This is a genomic window from Micromonospora sp. CNZ299 (assembly GCF_002754415.1).
This window is the reverse complement of record NZ_PEFG01000001.1, coordinates 1235122-1254562: the sequence shown is the minus strand read 5'-3', so window position 1 is coordinate 1254562 and position 19441 is coordinate 1235122. Positions and strand designations below refer to the sequence as shown.

At 71.7% G+C, this 19441-nt stretch carries 19 protein-coding genes; 5 read left to right on the top strand and 14 right to left on the bottom strand.

Translation table 11 applies throughout. The features are described 5' to 3' along the window. Nucleotide 1 precedes the first annotated feature (1 nt). The 8 genes from CLT68_RS05970 to CLT68_RS05935 form a co-directional block, all read right to left on the bottom strand. Nucleotides 2–1495 carry a DUF4153 domain-containing protein gene (locus CLT68_RS05970; protein WP_486482088.1) on the bottom strand — a complete coding sequence of 498 codons (1494 nt, stop codon included), beginning with the start codon at nucleotides 1493–1495 and terminating at the stop codon, nucleotides 2–4. Between the two features lie 245 nt (nucleotides 1496–1740). Continuing rightward, nucleotides 1741–2811, bottom strand: a complete 1071-nt coding sequence (locus tag CLT68_RS05965) for a sensor histidine kinase (RefSeq protein ID WP_099849371.1) — start codon at nucleotides 2809–2811, stop codon at nucleotides 1741–1743. Nucleotides 2812–2819: 8 nt separating this feature from the next. Beyond that, nucleotides 2820–3497 (bottom strand): response regulator transcription factor, encoded by a 678-nt coding sequence (locus CLT68_RS05960; RefSeq protein ID WP_088950714.1) that lies wholly within the window; start codon nucleotides 3495–3497, stop codon nucleotides 2820–2822. 195 nt (nucleotides 3498–3692) lie between these two features. Beyond that, entirely contained in the window at nucleotides 3693–4355 is a 663-nt protein-coding gene (locus CLT68_RS05955; protein WP_099849368.1) for a DUF5701 family protein, read from the bottom strand. A gap of 64 nt (nucleotides 4356–4419) precedes the next feature. Further along, the gene (locus tag CLT68_RS05950; RefSeq protein WP_088950711.1) at nucleotides 4420–5181 is read right to left on the bottom strand and encodes a LytR/AlgR family response regulator transcription factor; all 762 of its coding nucleotides are present in this window, start codon (nucleotides 5179–5181) and stop codon (nucleotides 4420–4422) included. 23 nt (nucleotides 5182–5204) lie between these two features. Further along, nucleotides 5205–6431, bottom strand: coding sequence for a histidine kinase (locus tag CLT68_RS05945; RefSeq protein WP_099849366.1), 1227 nt, complete (start codon nucleotides 6429–6431; stop codon nucleotides 5205–5207). A gap of 38 nt (nucleotides 6432–6469) precedes the next feature. Further along, on the bottom strand, nucleotides 6470–8041 hold the full coding sequence (locus tag CLT68_RS05940; RefSeq protein ID WP_199177208.1) for a sugar transferase: 1572 nt from the start codon (nucleotides 8039–8041) through the stop codon (nucleotides 6470–6472). 264 nt (nucleotides 8042–8305) lie between these two features. Then, a complete protein-coding gene (locus CLT68_RS05935; RefSeq protein WP_088950708.1) occupies nucleotides 8306–9166 on the bottom strand; it encodes an Fpg/Nei family DNA glycosylase in 861 nt (286 codons plus the stop codon). Nucleotides 9167–9330: 164 nt separating this feature from the next. On the opposite strand from CLT68_RS05935, the gene CLT68_RS05930 reads away from it, so the two are divergent. Further along, complete coding sequence (locus CLT68_RS05930) at nucleotides 9331–10602, top strand: glycosyltransferase (RefSeq protein ID WP_099849362.1); 1272 nt, start codon at nucleotides 9331–9333, stop codon at nucleotides 10600–10602. 340 nt (nucleotides 10603–10942) lie between these two features. Here the strand turns inward: CLT68_RS05930 and CLT68_RS05925 are convergent, their stop codons facing one another. From CLT68_RS05925 to CLT68_RS05905, 5 genes are all read right to left on the bottom strand, one after another. Then, a complete protein-coding gene (locus CLT68_RS05925; RefSeq protein ID WP_088950706.1) occupies nucleotides 10943–11665 on the bottom strand; it encodes a CDP-alcohol phosphatidyltransferase family protein in 723 nt (240 codons plus the stop codon). Then, on the bottom strand, nucleotides 11640–12707 hold the full coding sequence (locus CLT68_RS05920; RefSeq protein ID WP_099849361.1) for an iron-containing alcohol dehydrogenase family protein: 1068 nt from the start codon (nucleotides 12705–12707) through the stop codon (nucleotides 11640–11642). Before CLT68_RS05920 ends, CLT68_RS05925 begins: the two co-directional genes overlap by 26 nt. Beyond that, nucleotides 12695–13426, bottom strand: coding sequence for a phosphocholine cytidylyltransferase family protein (locus CLT68_RS05915; protein ID WP_088950704.1), 732 nt, complete (start codon nucleotides 13424–13426; stop codon nucleotides 12695–12697). The genes CLT68_RS05920 and CLT68_RS05915 overlap by 13 nt, the downstream gene beginning before the upstream one ends. A gap of 79 nt (nucleotides 13427–13505) precedes the next feature. Further along, nucleotides 13506–14273 carry a hypothetical protein gene (locus tag CLT68_RS05910; RefSeq protein WP_099849359.1) on the bottom strand — a complete coding sequence of 256 codons (768 nt, stop codon included), beginning with the start codon at nucleotides 14271–14273 and terminating at the stop codon, nucleotides 13506–13508. Continuing rightward, nucleotides 14270–14719, bottom strand: a complete 450-nt coding sequence (locus CLT68_RS05905) for an NUDIX hydrolase (RefSeq protein WP_172862130.1) — start codon at nucleotides 14717–14719, stop codon at nucleotides 14270–14272. The genes CLT68_RS05910 and CLT68_RS05905 overlap by 4 nt, the downstream gene beginning before the upstream one ends. Before the next feature lie 113 nt (nucleotides 14720–14832). Between CLT68_RS05905 and CLT68_RS05900 the strand changes: the two genes are divergently transcribed. From CLT68_RS05900 to corA, 4 genes are all read left to right on the top strand, one after another. Beyond that, complete coding sequence (locus CLT68_RS05900; protein ID WP_088950701.1) at nucleotides 14833–15228, top strand: CBS domain-containing protein; 396 nt, start codon at nucleotides 14833–14835, stop codon at nucleotides 15226–15228. 106 nt (nucleotides 15229–15334) lie between these two features. After that, nucleotides 15335–15793 (top strand): ester cyclase, encoded by a 459-nt coding sequence (locus CLT68_RS05895; protein ID WP_099849357.1) that lies wholly within the window; start codon nucleotides 15335–15337, stop codon nucleotides 15791–15793. Nucleotides 15794–15899: 106 nt separating this feature from the next. Beyond that, nucleotides 15900–16994 (top strand): aminotransferase-like domain-containing protein, encoded by a 1095-nt coding sequence (locus tag CLT68_RS05890; protein ID WP_088950700.1) that lies wholly within the window; start codon nucleotides 15900–15902, stop codon nucleotides 16992–16994. 323 nt (nucleotides 16995–17317) lie between these two features. Continuing rightward, entirely contained in the window at nucleotides 17318–18463 is a 1146-nt protein-coding gene (gene corA, locus CLT68_RS05885; protein WP_099849355.1) for a magnesium/cobalt transporter CorA, read from the top strand. 103 nt (nucleotides 18464–18566) lie between these two features. On the opposite strand, the gene CLT68_RS05880 is transcribed toward corA, so the two are convergent. Continuing rightward, nucleotides 18567–19379, bottom strand: coding sequence for a hypothetical protein (locus tag CLT68_RS05880; RefSeq protein WP_099849354.1), 813 nt, complete (start codon nucleotides 19377–19379; stop codon nucleotides 18567–18569). Nucleotides 19380–19441 lie beyond the last annotated feature (62 nt).

The following is a 19441-nucleotide window of genomic DNA, read 5'->3' as shown; positions in this document are numbered from 1 at the left end:
GTCACCAGGACCGGCCGCCGTTGCAGTCGGTCCGCGCGGTCAGCGGGATGCTGCTGAGTTCACGCCGCGCCCGATCCCGGCCGAGGTTCGTCCCCCAGAGGCCGTCCGAGGGCAGCTCGGCGGCGATCTGCCCCAACGCGCAGACGCGCATCGGCTCGGGCAGCCGGGCCAGTGCCGGTACGGCGTCCGCCGACAGCCCGGACAGGTAGGTGACGTCCAGCCGGCCGGTCTGCAGGTACCGGTCGACGTTCCGGTCGGCGATCAACCGGTCCGGGTTCACCAGGGCCAGTCCGAGCAGGGCGAGCACCGCCGCGCCGATCACCAACCGGGGCAGCCAGTCGGCCCGCAACCGCACCACCGCCACCCCGACCAGCACGAAGAGCAGCCCGAGCCAGAGTTCGATGGTCGCCACCACGAGCCGTAGCCGGGTGGCGCCGTAGGCGTCCGCATAGACCTGCATCCGGTACAGCGCCGAGGCGACGATCACCAGGGTGAGCCCGGTGAGCGTGCCGAGCAGGACGCGCACCAGCAGGCGGTCCGCCCGGGTGGCCTTCGGTGCCCGGCGGGCGGCGATCGCGATCACCAGCAGGGTGAGTGCGGTGACGGCGAGCAGCTGCCAGAACCCGCCGCGGGCGTACTGGGCGTAGGTGAGCCCGGCCGTGCGCAGGACGTGCCCCGCGCCGCCGAACAACACCGTCAGCTGGACCAGCACGAACACGCTGAACAGGGCGACCAGCAACACCAGCGGGAGGGTCCACTCCAACCGGTGAGCCGGTCGGGGTGGTGTCGGGCGCAGCCCCTCCAGATCGGGTGGACGGCTGACCAGGAACGCGCCACCGAGCAGGGCTCCGCCGATCAGCGCCAGCCGCGCCAGCCAGCCGAGCACTCCGACCGACGAGACATCCGGCAGCAGGCCGGTGACCAGGTTCTCGAAGACCGCGTCGGCGGAGGAGAAGAGCAGACCGAACAGCAGCAGCAGGCCGGCCGAGATCGCCAGGCTGGTCAGGATGCGCCCGACCGCGATACCCGAGGTGGCCGGCTGCCCGAACCGCAGCCCGCGTACCGCCCAGGGGAGCGCCCGTACCGTCGCGGCGGGCGGCAGCGTCGCGGCGGCCAGCATCCCGAGCGGGCTTCGCCCACCGGTCACCGCGAGCGTCCCGGTCACCGCGGCCGCGAGCAGGCACAGGGCGAAGAGCCAGCCGGCGGCCCGGACCGTGCCGACGGCGACCAAGGCGACCGTCGCTGCAGCCCAGGCGACTTGTGCCGCCCGCCCCGGTGCCCCCGTGGCACCGGGACGGGCGGTGGTCGCCGCGGCTGGCGGAGCCGGCGTGGCGGTCGGTGTCGCGGCGACCGTTCCGGGGCTCGTCGGCCCGGATGGTGCCGCGGTCGTGGGGGTGTTCGTCGGAGGCGTTGCGGTGGTGTTCAGCGTGGCGGTGACGAGGGCGGCGGTGCCGGCCAGCGCGGCCACCAGCCAGCCGAGACCGGGACGAACCATCGTGAGCGTGGACGCGCCGACGACGGTCGCCGCCGTCAAGGCCGCCAGGACCAGAGGTCGGGCGGAGCCGGACGGCCCTGGCCAGCGGCGCGCGATCAGTGACGGCGGCCTGGGCAGGGCCGGCGTGACCGGCCACGGTTGGGGCCGACCGGTGGCCGCCGGGGCAACCGTGCCGGGTCTGACGGGTGGGGGGATCTGCGCTCCGGTCGGCCCGGTGGCCGGAACGGGAACGCTGCCAGGGCTGGTCATGCGGCCTCTTTTCGGTGTGGCCCGTCGATCGGGATGGTGACCTGGATGCGACAGCCGGGCTGGTCTCCCCGGTGCGGTCCGACCGGATCGAGGACCCGGATCTGACCGCCGTGCAACTCGACGACCCATCGCGCGATCGCCAGACCGAGACCCGTCCCGCCGCCGGCCGCCCGGTCGCCGCGGGTGAACCGCTCGAAGACCCGGGAACGCTCGTCCGCCGGAATGCCCTGGCCCTCGTCGCTCACCTCGAACCGGAGCTGGTCACCGTGTTCCTCGGCGCTGACCCGCACGACGCCGCCGGGTGGGCTGTGCCGCGCCGCGTTGTCGAGCAGGTTCGCGAACACCTGGTGCAACCGCCACGGGTCCGCGTCGACCGTCAGCGGTGTCAGCAACTCGCGAAGCTCGAAGTGCACGTCCATGCCGGCGCCGGACGCGCTGGCCGTCGCGTGCTCCACCGCCTCGTCGAGGAAGTCCCACACGTCCATCCGTACCCGGCGCAGCGGCACCACCCCGGCGTCGAGGCGGGACAGGTCGAGCAGGTCGGCGACGAGGTGTCCGAGCCGTTCGGTCTGGGCCAGCGCCGAGCGCAGCGCCGCGGGCTCGGGATCGGCCACCCCGTCCACCATGTTCTCCAACACGCCCTGCAACGCGGTGATCGGCGTACGCAGCTCGTGTGAGACGTTGGCGATCAGCTCACGCCGGCGCTGGTCCGCGGCATGGAGGTCGGCGGCCATCTTGTTGAACGCCTGGGCCAGCTCACCGACCTCGTCGCGGGAGGTGGCGCGGACCCGTCGTGTGTAGTCGCCCCGGGCCATCGCGCCGGCCGCCGCCGTCATCTCCCGCAGCGGCGACGTCATCCCGTGGGCGAGGACCTGGGAGGTGAGCAGGGCGACGGCGATGGCGGTCGCCGAGGTCACCGGTGGTGGCCAGCCGATGCCGTACGAGAAGTATCCGAGGCCGGCCGCACCGGAGACGACCAGCAGCACGCCCAGTTTCAGCTTGATCGAGCGCACCGGATCCAGCGGGCGGGGCAGCAGTTCCAGCACCCGGTCCAGGCGGGTGGGCATAGCGGCGGTCACGACGGCAGCTCCAGGGCGTAGCCGACCCCGTGCACGGTGCGGATGAGATCGGCGCCCAGCTTGCGGCGTAGGGCCTTGATGTGGCTGTCCACAGTGCGGGTGCCGCTCCCGTCGACCCATCCCCAGACATCGGCGAGCAGCCGTTCGCGGGGAAGCACCGTGCGGGGCCGCCCGGCGAGGTGGACCAGCAGGTCGAACTCCGTCGGCGTGAGGTGCACGTCCGCGCCGTCGCGGCGAACCCGCCGCTCGGCCTCGTTGATCTCGATGTCGCCGAGGCGGATGGCTGGCGGCGCGGGGGTGGCGGCCCGATCCACCCGGCGCAGCAGGACGTGCACCCGCGCGGCCAGCTCCCGCATCGAGAAAGGCTTGGTGAGGTAGTCGTCCGCACCGACCGCGAGCCCCACCAACAGGTCCGTCTCGTCGTCGCGGGCGGTGAGCATCAGCACCGGCACCGCACGGTCGGCCTGGATCCGCCGGCACACCTCCAGGCCGTCGAAGCCGGGCAGCATCACGTCCAGGACGACGAGGTCCGGCTGGCCGCTGCGAAACTGCTCGACCGCGCTGGGCCCGTCCGCCGCGATCTCCACGCTGAAGCCCTCGGCGCGGAGGCGGGCGGCAATGGATTCGGCGATGGTCCGTTCGTCCTCGACCACCAGTACCCGGCGTTGCGTCATGGGTCTCGACTGTAGGGAGCCGCCGTGGAGATCAGTGGGTGGCGTTGTGAATAACCTGTGGAGAACGGTTCACGGCTGTGGATAACTGCCTTGTGGGCTGGACATGCGGGAGCCGGGGCATCCGGGCGGGCCGGATGCCCCGACTTCCAGGAATCCGAGTCGATCGAGGCCGGACCTGGTGGCACCGGCCGTCGGTCACTCCAGACCGATGCGCTCCGGGCGGGCGGAGGCGGAGCCGAGCCAGGTGTGCGGGTTGCCGTACCAGCACCACCCCAGTTTCGGCGCGCCCTGGCTGATCCAGAGCGCAGGCACCCGCTTGTCGCCGCATCGGGACCCGACGAGCGAGAAGCACCGGTTGCTGGCCAGCGCGGCCGGGTGCAGCGTGACGAAGGCCAGACCTTCGTCGATGGTGAGCGGCAGCCGACCCTGGGCGGTGATCCCCTCCATGGCGGTGGCCGGGGCCAGGTTGCGGAACTCCTCGCCCCGGTCGACGTCGAAGAGCAGGTACGCCGGTCCGGCCGGCACCTCCAGCTCCTTGATCGGGTCGAAGCGCGGCAGGTCGTCCTCGGCGTAGTGGCGGTCCAGGACGCCGGGCTTGCGTTTGCCGGCCAGCGTGGTGAGCTCCAGTCGTTCCTGCACGCCGACCAGGTCGCGGGTGATGACCAGCAGGAAGGGCACCCGGGCGTCGGTGGGGGCGGACAGCCCGTCGGCACCCTCGATCGCCCTCGCGCGCAGCGGCGCTACCAGGTCGCGGAAGGCGCGCTCGGGCAGCCCGGCGAGGGCGGGGTAGCCGAGCTGGACCAGTCGGTCGACCTGACGGTCGAACTCGGTCTCGGCGTCGAACGGGGAATCAGTCACGGCAGCCTCCGGAAGTCGTACGGACTAGCGTACAACGTACGGCAGCTGTCGTCTCATTCCCGGATCAGCGACTCCAGTCCTGCTTCGCGGCCCTGACCAGCTTGTCCTTCAGCTCCCGGGTGTGCCGCCGGCTCACCGGCAGCTCGGTGGAGTCGATCACCACGACGTAGCCGGAGTTGACCAGCCGCAGCTCTGCGATCAACTTCAACTGCACCAGGTACGACCGGTGCACCCGGACGAAACCGGCATCCGCCCAACGCTCCGCCAGTGTGGCCAGCGAGACCCGCACCAGGTGCGACCCCTCGGCGGTGTGCAACCGGGCGTAGTCACCCTGCGCCTCCACCCACCGCACCGCCGAGCGGGGCAGCATCCGCGTGGTGCCGGCCAACTCGATGGGGATGGTCGGGTCCTCCTCGGCGCGGGCCAGTGCCGCCGGGTGCGACGGCACCACCCGCGACCCGATCACCCGACGCAGTGACTCGGCCAGCCGGTCGGCGCGAACGGGTTTGCGCACGTAGTCGGTGGCACCCAGGTCGAAGGCGTCCACCGCGCCGTCGTCGTACGCGGTGACGAAGACGATCGCCGGCGGCCGGGCGAACCGGCGCAGCACCCGGGCCAGCTCCATCCCGTCCAGCCCGGGCATCCGGATGTCCAGGAAGACCACGTCCACGTCACCGTCCCGGAGCAGCCGCAGCGCCTCCGTCGCGTCACCGGCCGTGTGCAGCCGGGCAACCCGGGGGTCGGCCCGCAGGTGGTACGCCAGCTCGTCGAGTGCGGGCGGCTCGTCGTCCACCGCGAGCACCCGCAGGAAACCGGACGCGTTCACCGCACCCGTCCCGCTTCGCTCGCTCACGACCCTGCCCGTACGCCGGGGTGGAACTTCGGCACCCGCATGCTCACCTTCGTGCCCGAGCCCAGCCCGGTCTCCACGACCAGGCCGAACCGGTCCCCGAAGACCGACCGCAGCCGCTCGTCGACGTTGGAAAGACCGACGTGCTGGCCCGTGTCGTCGCCCGGGTCGCCAGTGCCGCGGGCCAGCTCGGCGATGCCGGCGGTCAGCGTGGTCGGATCCATTCCCACTCCGTCGTCCTCCACCGTGATGTGGCATTCCGCGCCCGCGTCCCGGGCCTCGATGCTCACCATGCCCGTGCCCGGCTTGCGGGACAACCCGTGGCGAACGGCGTTCTCCACCAGCGGTTGCAGGCAGAGGAACGGCAACGTCACAGGGAGCACCTCCGGGGCGATCTGCAACCGCACCTGCAACCGGTCACCGAATCGAGCCCGCTCGATGGTGAGGTAGCGGTCGATCGAGCGCAGCTCCTCGGCAAGGGTGGTGAACTCCCCGTGCGCCCGGAAGGAGTACCGGGTGAACTCCGCGAACTCCAGGATCAACTCGCGGGCCCGCTCCGGGTCGGTGCGGACGAACGACCCGATCGCGGTCAGCGCGTTGTAGATGAAGTGCGGGCTGATCTGCGCCCGCAACGCGCGGATCTCGGCGCGGGCCAGCCGCTCGCGGGACGAATCCAGCTCGGCCAGGGCGAGCTGGTTACCGGCCCAGTGCGCCGTCTCCAGCGTGGCCTGCACCAACCCCGGGGGCGGTGGGCTGTCGGCGATGGCCACCAACGCGCCGACCACCCGGCCGTCCGCCCCCTGCAACGGCGCGACCACCGCCCCTCGGATCGGGCAGTCGACCCGGTCGCAGTGCAGCTCCTGCTCACCGAGCACCGTAGAGCGGCCGGTGTCCACCGTCCGCTGGGCCGCCGCGAGCAGTTGCTCGCCGTGGTGCGTGCCGCGCCCGTCGAGGGCCAGCAGCCGGTCGGCGTTGGCGAGCGCCAGCCCGGCCGCGCCCACCAGAGCCCGCAGATGGCGTACGGCCTTCGCCGCGCCCGTCTCGCTCAGCCCCGCTCGCAGCGGCTCGGCGGCCAGACCGGCGGTGTGCAGCACCTCGTAGGTGGCCCGTTGGGTGGCGGTGGCGATGCCCCGGCGAGCCCGCAGACGCAGCACCGCGAACAGGGCGGCGGTCAGCGCGGTGACGAGCGAGACGACGCCGACCACGGCGGAGAGGTTGGCACCCACGCAGCGATCCTTGCCCCTGCGGGGCTGCGCGCCAAGCCCTAGTACGCGCCCTTGCGGGCGAGCACCACGCCGACGGTGCGCCACAGGATGCTGAGGTCGTACGCCAGCGACCAGTTGTCGACGTAGTAGAGGTCCAGTCGGACCGACTCGTCCCAGGACAGGTCGGAGCGGCCGGAGACCTGCCACAGCCCGGTCATGCCGGGGCGGACCAGCAGGCGGCGGCGCACGTCGCCCAGGAAGTCGCCGTCGTCGGCCGGCAGCGGGCGGGGCCCGACCAGCGACATCTCACCCCAGAGCACGTTGATCAGCTGCGGCAGCTCGTCCAGCGAGGTGGCTCGCAGGAAGCGACCGACCGGGAAGACCCGCGGGTCCTGCTTCATCTTGAACAGCATGCCGTCGGTCTCGTTGCGGTCGACAAGGCTGGCCAGCCGGTCCTCGGCGTCGACGTACATGGTCCGGAACTTCCACACCCGAAACGTGCGCCCCTCGTGCCCCACCCGGGGCTGGCGGAAGAAGACCGGACCCCGGTCGGAGATCGTGATCGCCACGGCGATGCCCGCGAAGAGCGGGATCAGCAGCAGCAGGCCGAGACCGGCGGCGACCCGGTCCATCAGGTTCTTGGCCAGCAGCGCCGGCCCGGAGAGGGTCGGTTCCTCGACGTGCAGCAGCGGCAGACCCTCGATCGGCCGGATGTGCACCCGGGGGCCGGCGATGTCGGTCAACTGCGGTGCGACCACCAGGTCGACGCCGGAGCCCTCCAACTGCCAGGCCAGCCGGCGCAGCTCGCCCGGCTCGGCGCTGGCCGACCCACAGACGGCGATCGTGTCGCCACCGACCTCCCGGACCAGGGCGAGAACGTCGCGACCGGCGTAGATCGGAACCGGGGTCGGCATGCCCCGGGCCGCCGCATAGCCGTCGGTGATGTGGATGGCGACGGGCACCAGCCCGGCGTTCGGGTTGCGGGTGACCGCCGCGTAGACCTCCAGGCACTCCGGCAGGGTGCCGACCAGCACCATCCGATGCGCGGCCTGACCGGCCCGCCGCCGGATGTAGTGCAGCGCCCAACGGGCCACGAACCGGCCCCAGAGGATCAGCAGCAGTGCCCCGAGCAGGGCCGTGCCGACCGTCCAACGGGACAACTCGGTCTTGGTGGCGAAGGCGAGGAACGAGACACTCGCGGCGACCGTCACCCCAGCCCGGATCACCCGCTTGAACTCGTCCGGGCCGAGCCCCAGATAGCGCCTGTCGTACGCCCGGTTGCTCCAGAGAATGACCACCCAGCCGAGCGGGAGCAGCAGGTAGGACACCGTGTGGAACCAGGTCGGGTCCTGCTTGGTGCCGGAGAAACCGGAGGCGGCCTGGTCGAAGAGCTGGATCGCGATCCAGCTGGCGAACGCCGCCGCGCCGAAGTCGAGCAGCAGCAGGATCGCGATGTATGGGCGGTGCCAACGGGAGACACGACGTCGCGCCCTGGTCCACGCCGATCGGGGGACGCCGTTGTGTGACGACGGCGTCGGCGGCTGGATCTCGAAGCTGTCGACGTGCCGCACGAGTTTGCTCCGGCCTTCGTTGGATACCGGGCGCTGGAGGCTTGCCGTCACCTCACCCATGTCCTCCCGCATGACACGGGCCGCTCACTCGCAGTGAGGGCCCGGGTCGCCCACCGTCCCAGTCTCCCACGCGGGCTCCGACCGGTCGCCGCCCCGAAGGAGATTGGCGACCGATGGTGCCGGCGGGATCTGGCCGGCTCCGCACCATTTCAGAAGCCGGGGACCGGGCCACTATACCGATGGATGCGCGCGTGGCCAGAATGGCGGACCGGAGCTTCCGCTCAGTAAGGACGATTCCGCTCCGTAGTCGCGAAGTGGGGCTACTCACCGTACGAGACGGGACAACCGTCGGTCAGCGAGCGGCTTGCCGCCGGTCTGGCACGTCGCGCAGTACTGAAGGCTCGAATCGGCGAACGACACCTCACGCACGGTGTCCCCGCACACCGGGCAGGGCAGCCCGGTGCGGGCGTGCACCTTCAACCCGGACCGCTTCTCGCCCTTCAGCTCCGCCGCCCGCTGACCGAGGGACCGCTCGACCGCGTCACCGAGGACCTGCCGGGTGGCCGCGTGCAGGGTGGCGATCTGGTCGTCGGTGAGCCGGTTGGTGATCGCGAACGGGGACAGCTTCGCGGCGTGCAGGATCTCGTCGGAGTATGCGTTGCCCACACCGGACAGCACCGACTGGTCGGTCAGCACCCCCTTGACCTGCCCCCGCCGGCTCCGCAGCCGCTCGGCGAAGGTGGGCAGGTCCGCGGAGAGCGCGTCCGGGCCCAACTTGGCCACCCCGGGCACCGTCGCCAGGTCGTTGACCAGGTACGCGGCCAGCTTCTTCTGGGTGCCGGCCTCGGTCAGGTCGAAGCCGGACCCGTCGTCGAGGCGTACGCGCACCGCGATCGGGCCCTTGCCGGGACGCAACGGGGTGGTGGACGGGAACGCCTCCCGATAGTGCAGCCAGCCAGCCCGTGCCAGGTGCACCACCAGGTGCAGGTCGCCCTCGAAGAGCACGTCGAGGAACTTGCCGTGCCGGCTGGCATCGACCACCGCTCGACCGGCAACCGCTGTCGGTGCCGGTTCGTACGTTTTCAGGGCGCTGATCGCGGCGATCTCCAGCCGGTCGACACGCCGCCCCACCGCGCGCTGTCGCAGGTAACCCGCGAGCGCCTCAACCTCCGGTAGCTCGGGCACGACACAACGGTAGCCTTCTTTCCGGTGAGCGTGCGGAATCAGCTCGCGAGTCCCTGTCGCGAGCGCGAGGCGTGAGCCCGCGAGCCCCACAGACGTGATCTTGCGAGCCTTCGCGCAGGCGGGGGGCAGAAGCCGGCACGGCCGCGAACGAAAGGCAAGGCTCCGTGAAAATCGTGGTGGCGCACAACCGGTACCGGGAAGCACAGCCCTCCGGCGAGAACACGATCGTCGACTCGGAGATCGCTCAACTGACCGCCGCCGGCGTCGAGGTGCTGCCGTTCATCCGCAGTTCGGACGAGATCCCGTCGATGTCGAAGGTGGCGAAGGCGCTGCTGCCGATCTCGCCGATCTGGGCGCCGCGCGCCCAGCACGACCTGAGCCGACTGCTCACCGAGCACCGACCGGACGTCCTGCACCTGCACAACCCGTACCCCCTGCTGTCGCCGTGGGTGGTGCGGACCGCGCACCGCCACGGCGTGCCGGTGGTGCAGACGGTGCACAACTACCGGCAGGTCTGCTCCTCGGGGATCTACTTCCGCGACGGCGTGATCTGCCAGGACTGCAAGGGCCGGGCGCTGGGTGTGCCGGCGATCAAGCACCGCTGCTACCGCGACTCGGCGGCCCAGAGCGCGTTGATGGCGACCACCCTTGCCGTGCACCGGGGCACCTGGCGCTCCGTCGACCGGTACGTCGCGCTCACCTCGGCGATCGCCGATCACCTCCGTGACTACGGCATACCGGACGAACGGATCGTGGTGAAGCCGAACTCGGTGCCCGACCCGGGCCGGCCGACGCCGCTCGGTGACGGGTTCCTCTACATGGCCCGGCTCTCCCCGGAGAAGGGCGTCGACCTGCTGCTGGACGCCTGGCGCCGGCACCCGGTGGGTGCGCTGGGCACGCTGCGCATGGCGGGCGACGGCGAGCTGCGCCCGCTCGTGGAGGCAGCCGCCGCCGAGCGGGCCGACGTCGTCTACCTCGGTCAACTCGACCGTGCCGGGGTGCGGGCCGCCGTCGAGGCGAGTGCGGTGGTGATCGCCGCCTCCATGTGGCACGACGTACTGCCGACCGTGATCATCGAGGCGTTGGCCAGCGGCCGACCGGTGCTCGGCACGGCGTTGGGCGGCATCCCCTACCTGGTCGGAGCCGACGCCCCGCACGAGCCCGCCGGCACCGGCCCGGCGCGGGTCGCCTCCGCCGTCGCCGGCGGTGGTGGTGGGTCGCCGATGCCGGACGGGATCGGTCTGGGCGATGCCGGCTGGGTCGTCGCACCGGAGCCCGCCGCGCTCGCCGCCGCCCTGCCCGTCGCTCGGGCCGGCGCCCCCGGGCTGGCGCTGACCGCCCGCGCTCGCTACGAGCGCACCTTCCACCCCGACGTGGTCACCAAGCAGCTCATCGACATCTACGCGGGCGTAGCCCGCAACCCCAACCACGTCTGAACCGCCGCACCTGACGCTCCTGCACCTGACGCTTCCGCACGATCTTGGGACCGCGCCGGGCGCGCCGCGCGGCACCGTAGAAGCGGGCGGGCGGATCTGCCGGCAAGATCCGCGCAACATCAGGGATGTTGGGGTCTCCCGCGAGCCCGAGGCAGCAACTTCGGGGAAGTTGGGTGGATCTTGCGGGCGTGCGGCGTGCGGCGTGCGGCGTGAGGGCGAGCGGGCGTGAGGGCGTGCGGCGTGCGGGCGTGAGGGCGAGCGGGCCAACGGCGCGAGCGGGCGCGCCTGTGCGGGCGAGCGGCGCGGGTGGCGCGTGCGGACGCGTTCTGGGCGGTGGCGGTCAGCGCAGGGAGGCGCGGGCGGAGAAGGCGATGCTGGCGAGCAGGAAGCCGCCGTTGACGATGGTGAACGCCACCATCACCCAGAGGACCAGCGCGGGCGCCACGGCCAGCACCAGGGCGGCCACGAAGATCACCGCGCCGTAGTCGCGGATCAGCTTCACCACGCGGACCGGCAGCGAGGTCGAGGTGACCATGCTGGCGGCGTTCGGGCCGGCCTGCATCACCGAGGTGACCAGGTTGACCATCCAGGTGCCCGCGAAGGTCGCCACCAGCCAGGTCGGGGTGGAGGGCTCCTGCGCCACGGCGGTCGCGGCGAGCGCGGCCACCAGGGCGATCTGCGCGGCCACGTCGCAGAGGATGTCGATCCGGGCGCCGGCCGCGCTGCCCTGGCCGGTCACCCGGGCCAGCTGTCCGTCGGCGCAGTCCAGGGAGTACGCCACCTGCCAGCCGATCAGGGCGAGCAGGCCGACCGCCCAGGCCGGTACGTCGCCGTCGGCGACCGGGCCGGCGAGCGCCACGACGGTGACCGAGGTGGCCAGCCCGAGCACCAGGTTGCTGATGGTCAACGCGGTGGGGCGCAACCCGAGCCGCTGGGCGACCAACGCGAAGACGGCGCCCAGCCACTGGCTGATCGACTCGCTGAACAGGCCGCCGCCCCGGTTCACCCGGTGGAAGTCGGCGACGGTGGGACGGGGGTCAGCCAAGCTGGTCGCGGATTGCACCGGCGTAGTCTGCCAGCCGCTCCCGCGTCTCGGTAGGCGACAGCGCCAGGTGCTCCAGGATCGTGTAGCGGTCCGGCCGGGTACGCGGCGCGAACTGCACCGCCTCGACGAACTGGTCGTCGGTGAGCGCCACCTCGGCGGGGAGCCGGGGCAGACCGTGTCGGGCGAGGCAGGCCGACATCTCCCCGAACCGGCGCAGGTCCCCGCGCAGCCAGGTGCAGAACAGCGCGCCCAGCCCGGCCAGCTCGCCGTGTGAGGCGGTGCCGGGGAAGAGCGAGTCGACCGCGTGCATGATCTCGTGGCAGCCGCCGCTGCACGGACGGCTGGTGCCGTCGACAGCCATCGCCAGGCCGCTGGAGATCAACGCCTCGGCGAGGACGATCACGAAGGCATCGTCGCTCATGTCGCCCGGGTGGTTGAGCACCGCCTCGGCGCCCGCTCGGGAGAGCGAGGCGGACAGCCCGTCGACCGGTTCACCGCGTACCTGCCGGGACAGCTCCCAGTCGGCCAGCGCGCTGATGTTGCTGATCACGTCGCCGATGCCGGCCCGGTTGTGCCGGTCCGGGCCGCTCTCCACGAAGTCCAGGTCGACGATCACCCCGATCGGGATGTGGACCCCGTAGGAGCCCTTGATCCCGTCGGTGATCAGGCTGGCCACCGGGGAGGCGATCCCGTCGTTGGCGAGGCTGGTCGCCACCGACACCATCGGGAGGCCCCGACGGGTGGCCGCGTACTTGGCCACGTCGATGGTCTTGCCGCCGCCGATGCCGACGACCGCGTCGTACGACCGGGCGCGGAGTTTGCCGCCCAGGTCGTCGGCGGCGTCCAGCGTCCCGCCGGAGACGGTGAAGACGTCCGCGGAGCGCAGCGACGGTCGGATCAACTCCGCGATCTGGGCGCCCTGACCGGGGCCGACCACCACCGCGACGTCGCCCCCGGAGGAGATCCGCCCGTCGGCCAGGATCGCGCCCAGGTCGGCGACCGCCCCGCGTCGCACGTCGATGTGCAGCGGGGTGAGGACGCTCCGAGCTAGTAGCGGCACGCGATCTCCCGCGCGCGGGCCAGGTCGGCGTGGTTGTCGACCTCGACCCAGGGGACGTCGCCGATCGGCGCCGCCCGCACCTCCCCGCCCCGGTCGGAGAACTCCTGGTAGCCGTCCTCGTAGTAGAGGTTCGGGTCCCGTCGCCAGGTCGCCTCCAGCGCGTCGGCGAGGGCGTCGGCGACCTGCGGCTCGATGAGCGTGGCGCCGATGTACTCCCCGTACGCCTCGCCCGGGTCCATGATCTTGGTGATCCGGGTGAGCTGACCGGCGGCGTCGAAGGTGGTCTTCATCTCCTCCTCGGCCAGCGGCTTGAGGGTGTCCACTGCGAGCAGGATGCCCGGGCCACGCTCGGCGAGCAGGGTCTTCTCCACACTCACCGGGTGCACGGTGTCCCCGTTGACCAGCAGCACCCCGCGCGCGAAGTATTCCCGGGCCAGCCAGAGCGAGTAGGCGTTGTTCCACTCCTCGGCCTTGTCGTTGTGCACCAGGGTGATCGTCACCCCGTACCGCTTCTCCAGGTCGGCCTGCCGCTCGCGGACCGCGTCCGCCGCGTAGCCGACCACGATCACGACGTCGGTGAGCCCGACCTCGGCGAGGTTGCCCAGCGCGATGTCCAGGATCGTGGTCTCGCCGTCCACCGGCACCAACGCCTTGGGCAGGGTGTCGGTGTACGGGCGCAGCCGGCGTCCCGCTCCGGCCGCGAGCACCATTCCGATCATCGCGACATCCTCCCTCGTCCTGCTCCCCGTCATCGCTGGAGGATAGCGCCGCTTGGTCGGGCCGCTGTGGTCAACCGGGTCAGCCGGGCAACGCCGCCAGGTCGGCGAGCATCGTCAGTCGCTCCTCCGCGCCGAGAGCGGCGTACGGGCCGGCCGCCCGTCGGTCGGTCTCCAGCTCGATGGCGGTCCGCTCGGGGCCGGCCGGCAGGGCGGCGACGCTCGATGCGGTGTGCCCGGCGGCTTCCCAGGCCGCGGCGTGCGCGTCGGCCCGGTGGTATCGCAACGTGCCGAGCCGGTTGAGCAGCAGCACGCCCGACGGGATGCCGTCCGGCTCGTGCGGGGGTGCCATCGCGGCGAAGGCGGAGCCGCCGCGGTCACCGGCCTCGTCGGCCAGCACCAGGGCGTACGACAGCAGCCGGCCGAGGGCTGCCACCAGCCGTGACACCCGTTCGCCGTGCCCGGCCCACAGTTCCTCGGTGACCTCGGCGTGCACCTGGTACAGCTCGGTGAGGAAGGCCGCTCCCCGTTCGGTGGCGGAGAGCGTGCCGTCGGGGCCGCGGTGGAGCATCCCGTACGCCACCTGCTTGTCCACCGTCCGCCGGCAGGCGACCGGGTCCTGGTAACGGGTGATGGCCGCGAACCCGGGGCCGTCGACAGTGCCACCGGGTGCCGCGAGTCGGGTGCGCAGGTCGACCAGGAAGCCGGTCGCCGCCACTCCTCCGTACCGCTGGGACAGAACGGCCCCGCCGCCGTCGCGACCGGCCAGCATGCCGGCGCGGAAGGCCCGGTCCACGGCCGGGGCGAGCAGCCCGGCGAACCGGTGCGGCGCCAGCTCGACGGTGTTCACAGACCGATCGACCGCAGGACGGCGAAGCCCTCTTCCGCGATCCGCCGGATCAGCCCGTCGTTGACGTGGCGGTGCTCGTCGAGCACTGTCACCTCGTCCTCGGCCAGCCAGCGGTATTCGGTGTGCTTGCCGGCCTCCAACCTCGGGCGGTCGAGGTCGCCGTCGACGCGGACCAGGAAGTCGTACTCGATGCGGGCCAGGCCGTCGTCGCCGACGTAGCGGTACTCGCCCACCTGGCCGAGGACGTGCGAGAGAACCCAGCCGGTCTCCTCGGTGATCTCCCGGCGCAGCGCCTCGTCGATGTCCTCGCCGGGGTCCAGGTGGCCGCCGACGATGTCCCAGCAGTTGGGGAAGAGGCGCCGTTGGGGTGAGCGGCGCTGAAAGAAGATGCGGCCGTCGTGGTCGACGATCAGCGCGCCGGCGCAGCGCAGGGGCTCGGTGGACACCGCTCGACAGTAGCGAGCGTCCGCTGTTGCGCCGAGGCTCGGTCTTGTCCCGGAAACATCCACGGACGACCATGTCGGTACCGAATGCCACCGTCCCAAGGGAGTGATGTGTGATGCAGGTACGGGATGCGATGTCCAGCCAGGTCCTCGTCGTCGGTCCGGAGCACACGCTCCGCCAGGCGGCCCGGATGATGTCGGCCCGCGGTGTCGGGTCGGCGGTCGTGATCGATCCGGACTCCGAGGGCGTCGGGATCATGACCGAACGCGACGTGTTGAAGGCAATCGGCGCCGGCCTGGACTGTGACGTGGAACGCACCGGTGCCCACCTGACCTGGGACGTGGTCTACGCGGGGCCGGAGTGGACGGTGGCCGAGGCCGCCGCGGCGATGGCCCGGGGCGGGTTCCGGCACCTGGTGGTGCTGGACGGTCGGGAGGTGGCCGGGGTGATCTCCGTGCGGGACATCATGCGGGTGTGGGCGGAGGATCAGGCCGCCGTCTCCACGACCTGACCCGGCCGGAGCCGGAATCTCGGCCCGCGCAGGTGTGCGTGCCCGGATAGACGGGTAGAGATTCCTCGCGGGCGCGGAGATGCCGTGGCCCGCGGGGGAGGTCCCGATGCGCGACGCGGAGCGGCTGATCGAGCAGCAGTACGCCATGCTCCTGCGTCGGGACGTGGCCCGTCTACCGGATCTCTACGCCCCGGAGGCGTTCTACTCCATGCCGGGCGTGACGGTCCGTCCGATCGAGCTGCCCGCACTCCTGCGCACCTGGACGGGGGCCTTCGGAGACCTGCGGGTCGACCCGCTGGGCACGGTTCGCACCGGCGGTGGCGCCGCCGTCGAGCTGCGTCTGACCGGCACCCACACCGGCACGCTGCATTCGCCGTACGGCACCGTCGCTCCCACCGGGCGGCTGGTGAGCTGGGAGGTGGCCGACGTGGTCCGGGCCCGCAAGGGTCGGATCACCGCCTGGCGTTCCTACTTCGACTGGAGCCAGCTCCTCGACGCGCTCGGCGTGCAGTTGGAGGGGCTTTCCCGGGCGGCGCACCACGACGCGCTCGCCCTTCCGGTCTGATCTGTCGCTGACCGGTGGAGTCGGGTCACCCGTCCCGGTGGCTCAGGATGCGGACATCGCCGTGCCGTCCGCGCGTCCCCCATCGCCGCCCGTACGCTCAACATCCATGACCGCCGAGCAGTTGATCTCCTTTGCCCGTGGGGCTCCCTCGCTGGACATCGTCGATGTCGAGGGGCTCAAGGCCGCCGCCGTCCGCGCCTTCGACGCCGACCCTGCGGGGGTCACGGCGTACGGCACCTCCGTCGGCTACCTTCCGCTGCGAAAGTGGATCGCCGAGAAGCACGGGGTGGAAGCCAACCAGGTGCTGGTCACCAACGGGTCGCTTCAGGCCGACGCGTTCCTCTTCGACCACCTGGTCCGCCCGGGCGACGCGGTGGTGGTGGAACGCCCGACGTACGACCGGACGCTGCTCAACCTCCAGCGGATGGGCAGTGAGCTGCACGGCATCTCGGTCCAGCCGGACGGCCTGGACACTGCCGAGCTGCGCAAGCTGCTGGAGTCGGGGGTCCGACCCCGGCTCGCGCACGTGATCCCGAACTACCAGAACCCGGCCGGCATGACGCTCTCGGAGGGGAAGCGTCGGGAGTTGCTCGACCTGGCCGCCGAGTACGAGTTCACGATCTTCGAGGACGACCCGTACGCGGACATCCGCTTCCGTGGCGAGGCGCTGCCGTCGATGCTCTCGCTGGACACCCGCAACGTGGTGGTGCACGCGTCGAGCTTCACCAAGACGGTCTGCCCGGGTGTCCGGGTCGGTTATCTGGTTGGCCCGGCGGACCTGATCGCCGACATCGCCAAGAACGCGACCAGCCTCTACATCTCGCCCGGCATGGTGTCGCAGGCGATCGTGCATCAGTTCTGCGTCTCCGGTGACATCGACCGCTCGATCGAGACGGTCCGCGCGGCGCTGGGTGAGCGGGCCCAGGTGCTCGCTGAGTCGTTGCGCCGGCACCTGCCGCAGGCGCGCTTCGTGGAGCCCGACGGCGGCTACTTCCTCTGGGTGGAGTTCCCGGAGGACGTGCTGGTCGACCGGCTCGCTCCTGCTGCCGCCGAGCGTGGGGTCGCCGTGGTCAAGGGCAGCGACTTCGTGCTGGACGGTGGGCAGCACGCCCTCCGGTTGGCCTTCTCGGCGGTGACCGCCGACCGGATCGACGAGGGTGTCCGTCGTCTCGCGGAGGCCGTCGAGGCCGTCCGCGCCTGAGCCAACTGTCGGGTTCCTGACAGAACGACGATGCTGGCCGTCCCGGGACTCCCGTCCGGGGCGGCCGGCGGCCCACAATGCTGCGAGCGTCGCCCGTGATGTAGCGGAGATCACCGCCCGGCCTCCGGGCCGGCCCCCATCTCGGACGACGCGGCAGCACAACCTCCCGCCCCCACCGGTGCCGGGTGGGCCGTGTCGTCCCCGCACACCCCCCGATGCGGCCCGGCCCACCCGGCACCACCCCCACGCGACCGCCGTCACACATGTCCCCGACCGCAGTCGGCGTAGCCTGCAAGCCGCAGCCGAGCGTGGGAGGTGACGCGATGACGGATCGCACAGAGCGGGACCGGACGTCGTCCACCCCCGGTCGGGTGTTGCGACCTCGGGCCTGGCCCTCCCCGGTCCGGGCGATGACCCGGATCCTCAACGCCGACGGATCGCCGCCCGTGCCGACCCCGACCGGCACCGACCGCAGCTCGGTGGTCGACTGCGCGCTGTACGTCGACGGCAAGCGGCAACCCGGCGAGTGGACGTACGCGGACGCCCTGGCGGCGGCCCGCCGCGAGGAGCACGGCTTCGTCTGGCTCGGTCTGCACCAACCGGAACTGGCCGAGATGACCGCCATCGCGGAGACCTACGGTCTGCACGAACTCGCCGTCGAGGACGCCGTCAAGGCGGAGCAGCGCCCCAAGCTGGAGCGGTTCGGCGATGTCGTCTTCCTGGTGCTGCGTACCGCGAGGTACTGCGAGCACGCCGAGCTGACCGAGAACTCCGAGGTCGTGGAGACCGGGCAGGTGATGCTCTTCATCGGCCCGAACTTCGTGATCAGCGTCCGGCACGGCGACGCCTGCCGGCTCGCCCCGATCCGCGCCGACCTGGAGACCAAGGAGGATCTGCTGCTCCAGGGCCCGTGGGCGGTGGCGTACGGGGTGACCGACCGGGTGGTCGACCTCTACCTGGAGGTGGCCGACCAACTGGAGGACGACCTGGACATGCTGGAGGCCGAGGTCTTCGACCGCCACAGCCATGGGCGGATCCAGCGGATCTATCAGATGAAGCGGGAGCTGGTGGAGTTCAAGCGGGCGGTGGTGCCGTTGCAGCGGCCGCTGATGACGCTGACCTCCCAGGTCAACCGGGACGTGCCCAAGGAGATCCGCCGCTACTTCCGGGATGTGCAGGACCACCTGAGCCGCACCGTGGAGCAGGTCAACTCCTACGACGACCTGCTCAACTCGATCCTCCAGGCGCGGCTCGCCCAGGTCACCGTCGACCAGAACAACGACATGCGCAAGATCGCCGCCTGGGCCGGTATCGCCGCGGTGTGGACCGCCATCGCCGGTATCTACGGGATGAACTTCGACAACATGCCCGAGCTGAAGATGACGTACGGCTACCCGGTGGTCCTGGCCATCATGCTCGGCATCTCGTTGGCCCTCTACCGCTGGTTCCGCCGCAACGGCTGGCTCTGACCGCCCGCGCTGACGCGGAGCGCACGCCGAGCGCTGGCACGCGACAGCGCCGGCGAGCGGGGGTGACCCCGCTGCGCCGACGCTCGATGCGTTTGTCGCTGGGTCAGCGACGGCCGTTGGTGCGTGCCGTGTCCTTGCCCAGTGCCTTGGTGAGGTCGTCGGTCGGCCGGCCGGAGACGTCCGTGGCACCCTCGGCGACCGAGGGGACCTTGTCGGTCGGCCGGACGCTGGTCTGCTTGGCCGTGCCGGTGGTGCTGGCGCTGCTGCCGCCGGCCACCGCCGAGCTGCCGGCACCCGTCATCCCCGCCGCACCCGTCATCCCCGCCGTACCGGTCATGGCGGACCCGCCGGTCATCGCGGACCCGTCGCTCCCCTTGGTGGCGGACGGCGTGCGCACCTCGATCGAGTCGACCTCGTCGCGCATCGGCTCCAGGGTGCGGGTCGGGTCGTACTCGGCCCACTCCTGCTGCTCGCGGCGACGGCGCATGGCCACCGCGCCGGCCACGCCGGCGACGACACCCGCTGCCAACAGGCCGGTCATCATCGAGCCGCGACGACGCGGCTGCTTCTTCTTACCGGTGATCCGCATGGTCTTCGACTTGGCCTTCCTGGTCAGCGGCCCTGCCTGCGCGGCGCCGTCACGGGCCGCCGCGGTCAGCGGTGCCAGCGTGGTGAGTGTGGTCCCCCAGCCGGTCGACGCGCGGTCGCGCACCTTCGCCGCGGTCGGCGCCACGTAGCCCCGGGCCACCTGGACCCGCGGACCGACGGTTGCGCCAGCGCCCTTGGCTGCGTGGTTGGCTGCCTGCATCAGGTGGCTGATGCTCTGGTTCAGCTCGGCCTTCGCGAGCTGCCCCTGGGACTTACGCCGCCCGAATCCAAACACGGTCCTACCTCCTGGGAGTTGTTCCTTCGTCATCCTCCACCTTCGGATGCCTCCGCGATGCCAGATCGGGCACATGGGAGGATCCGCATGGAACT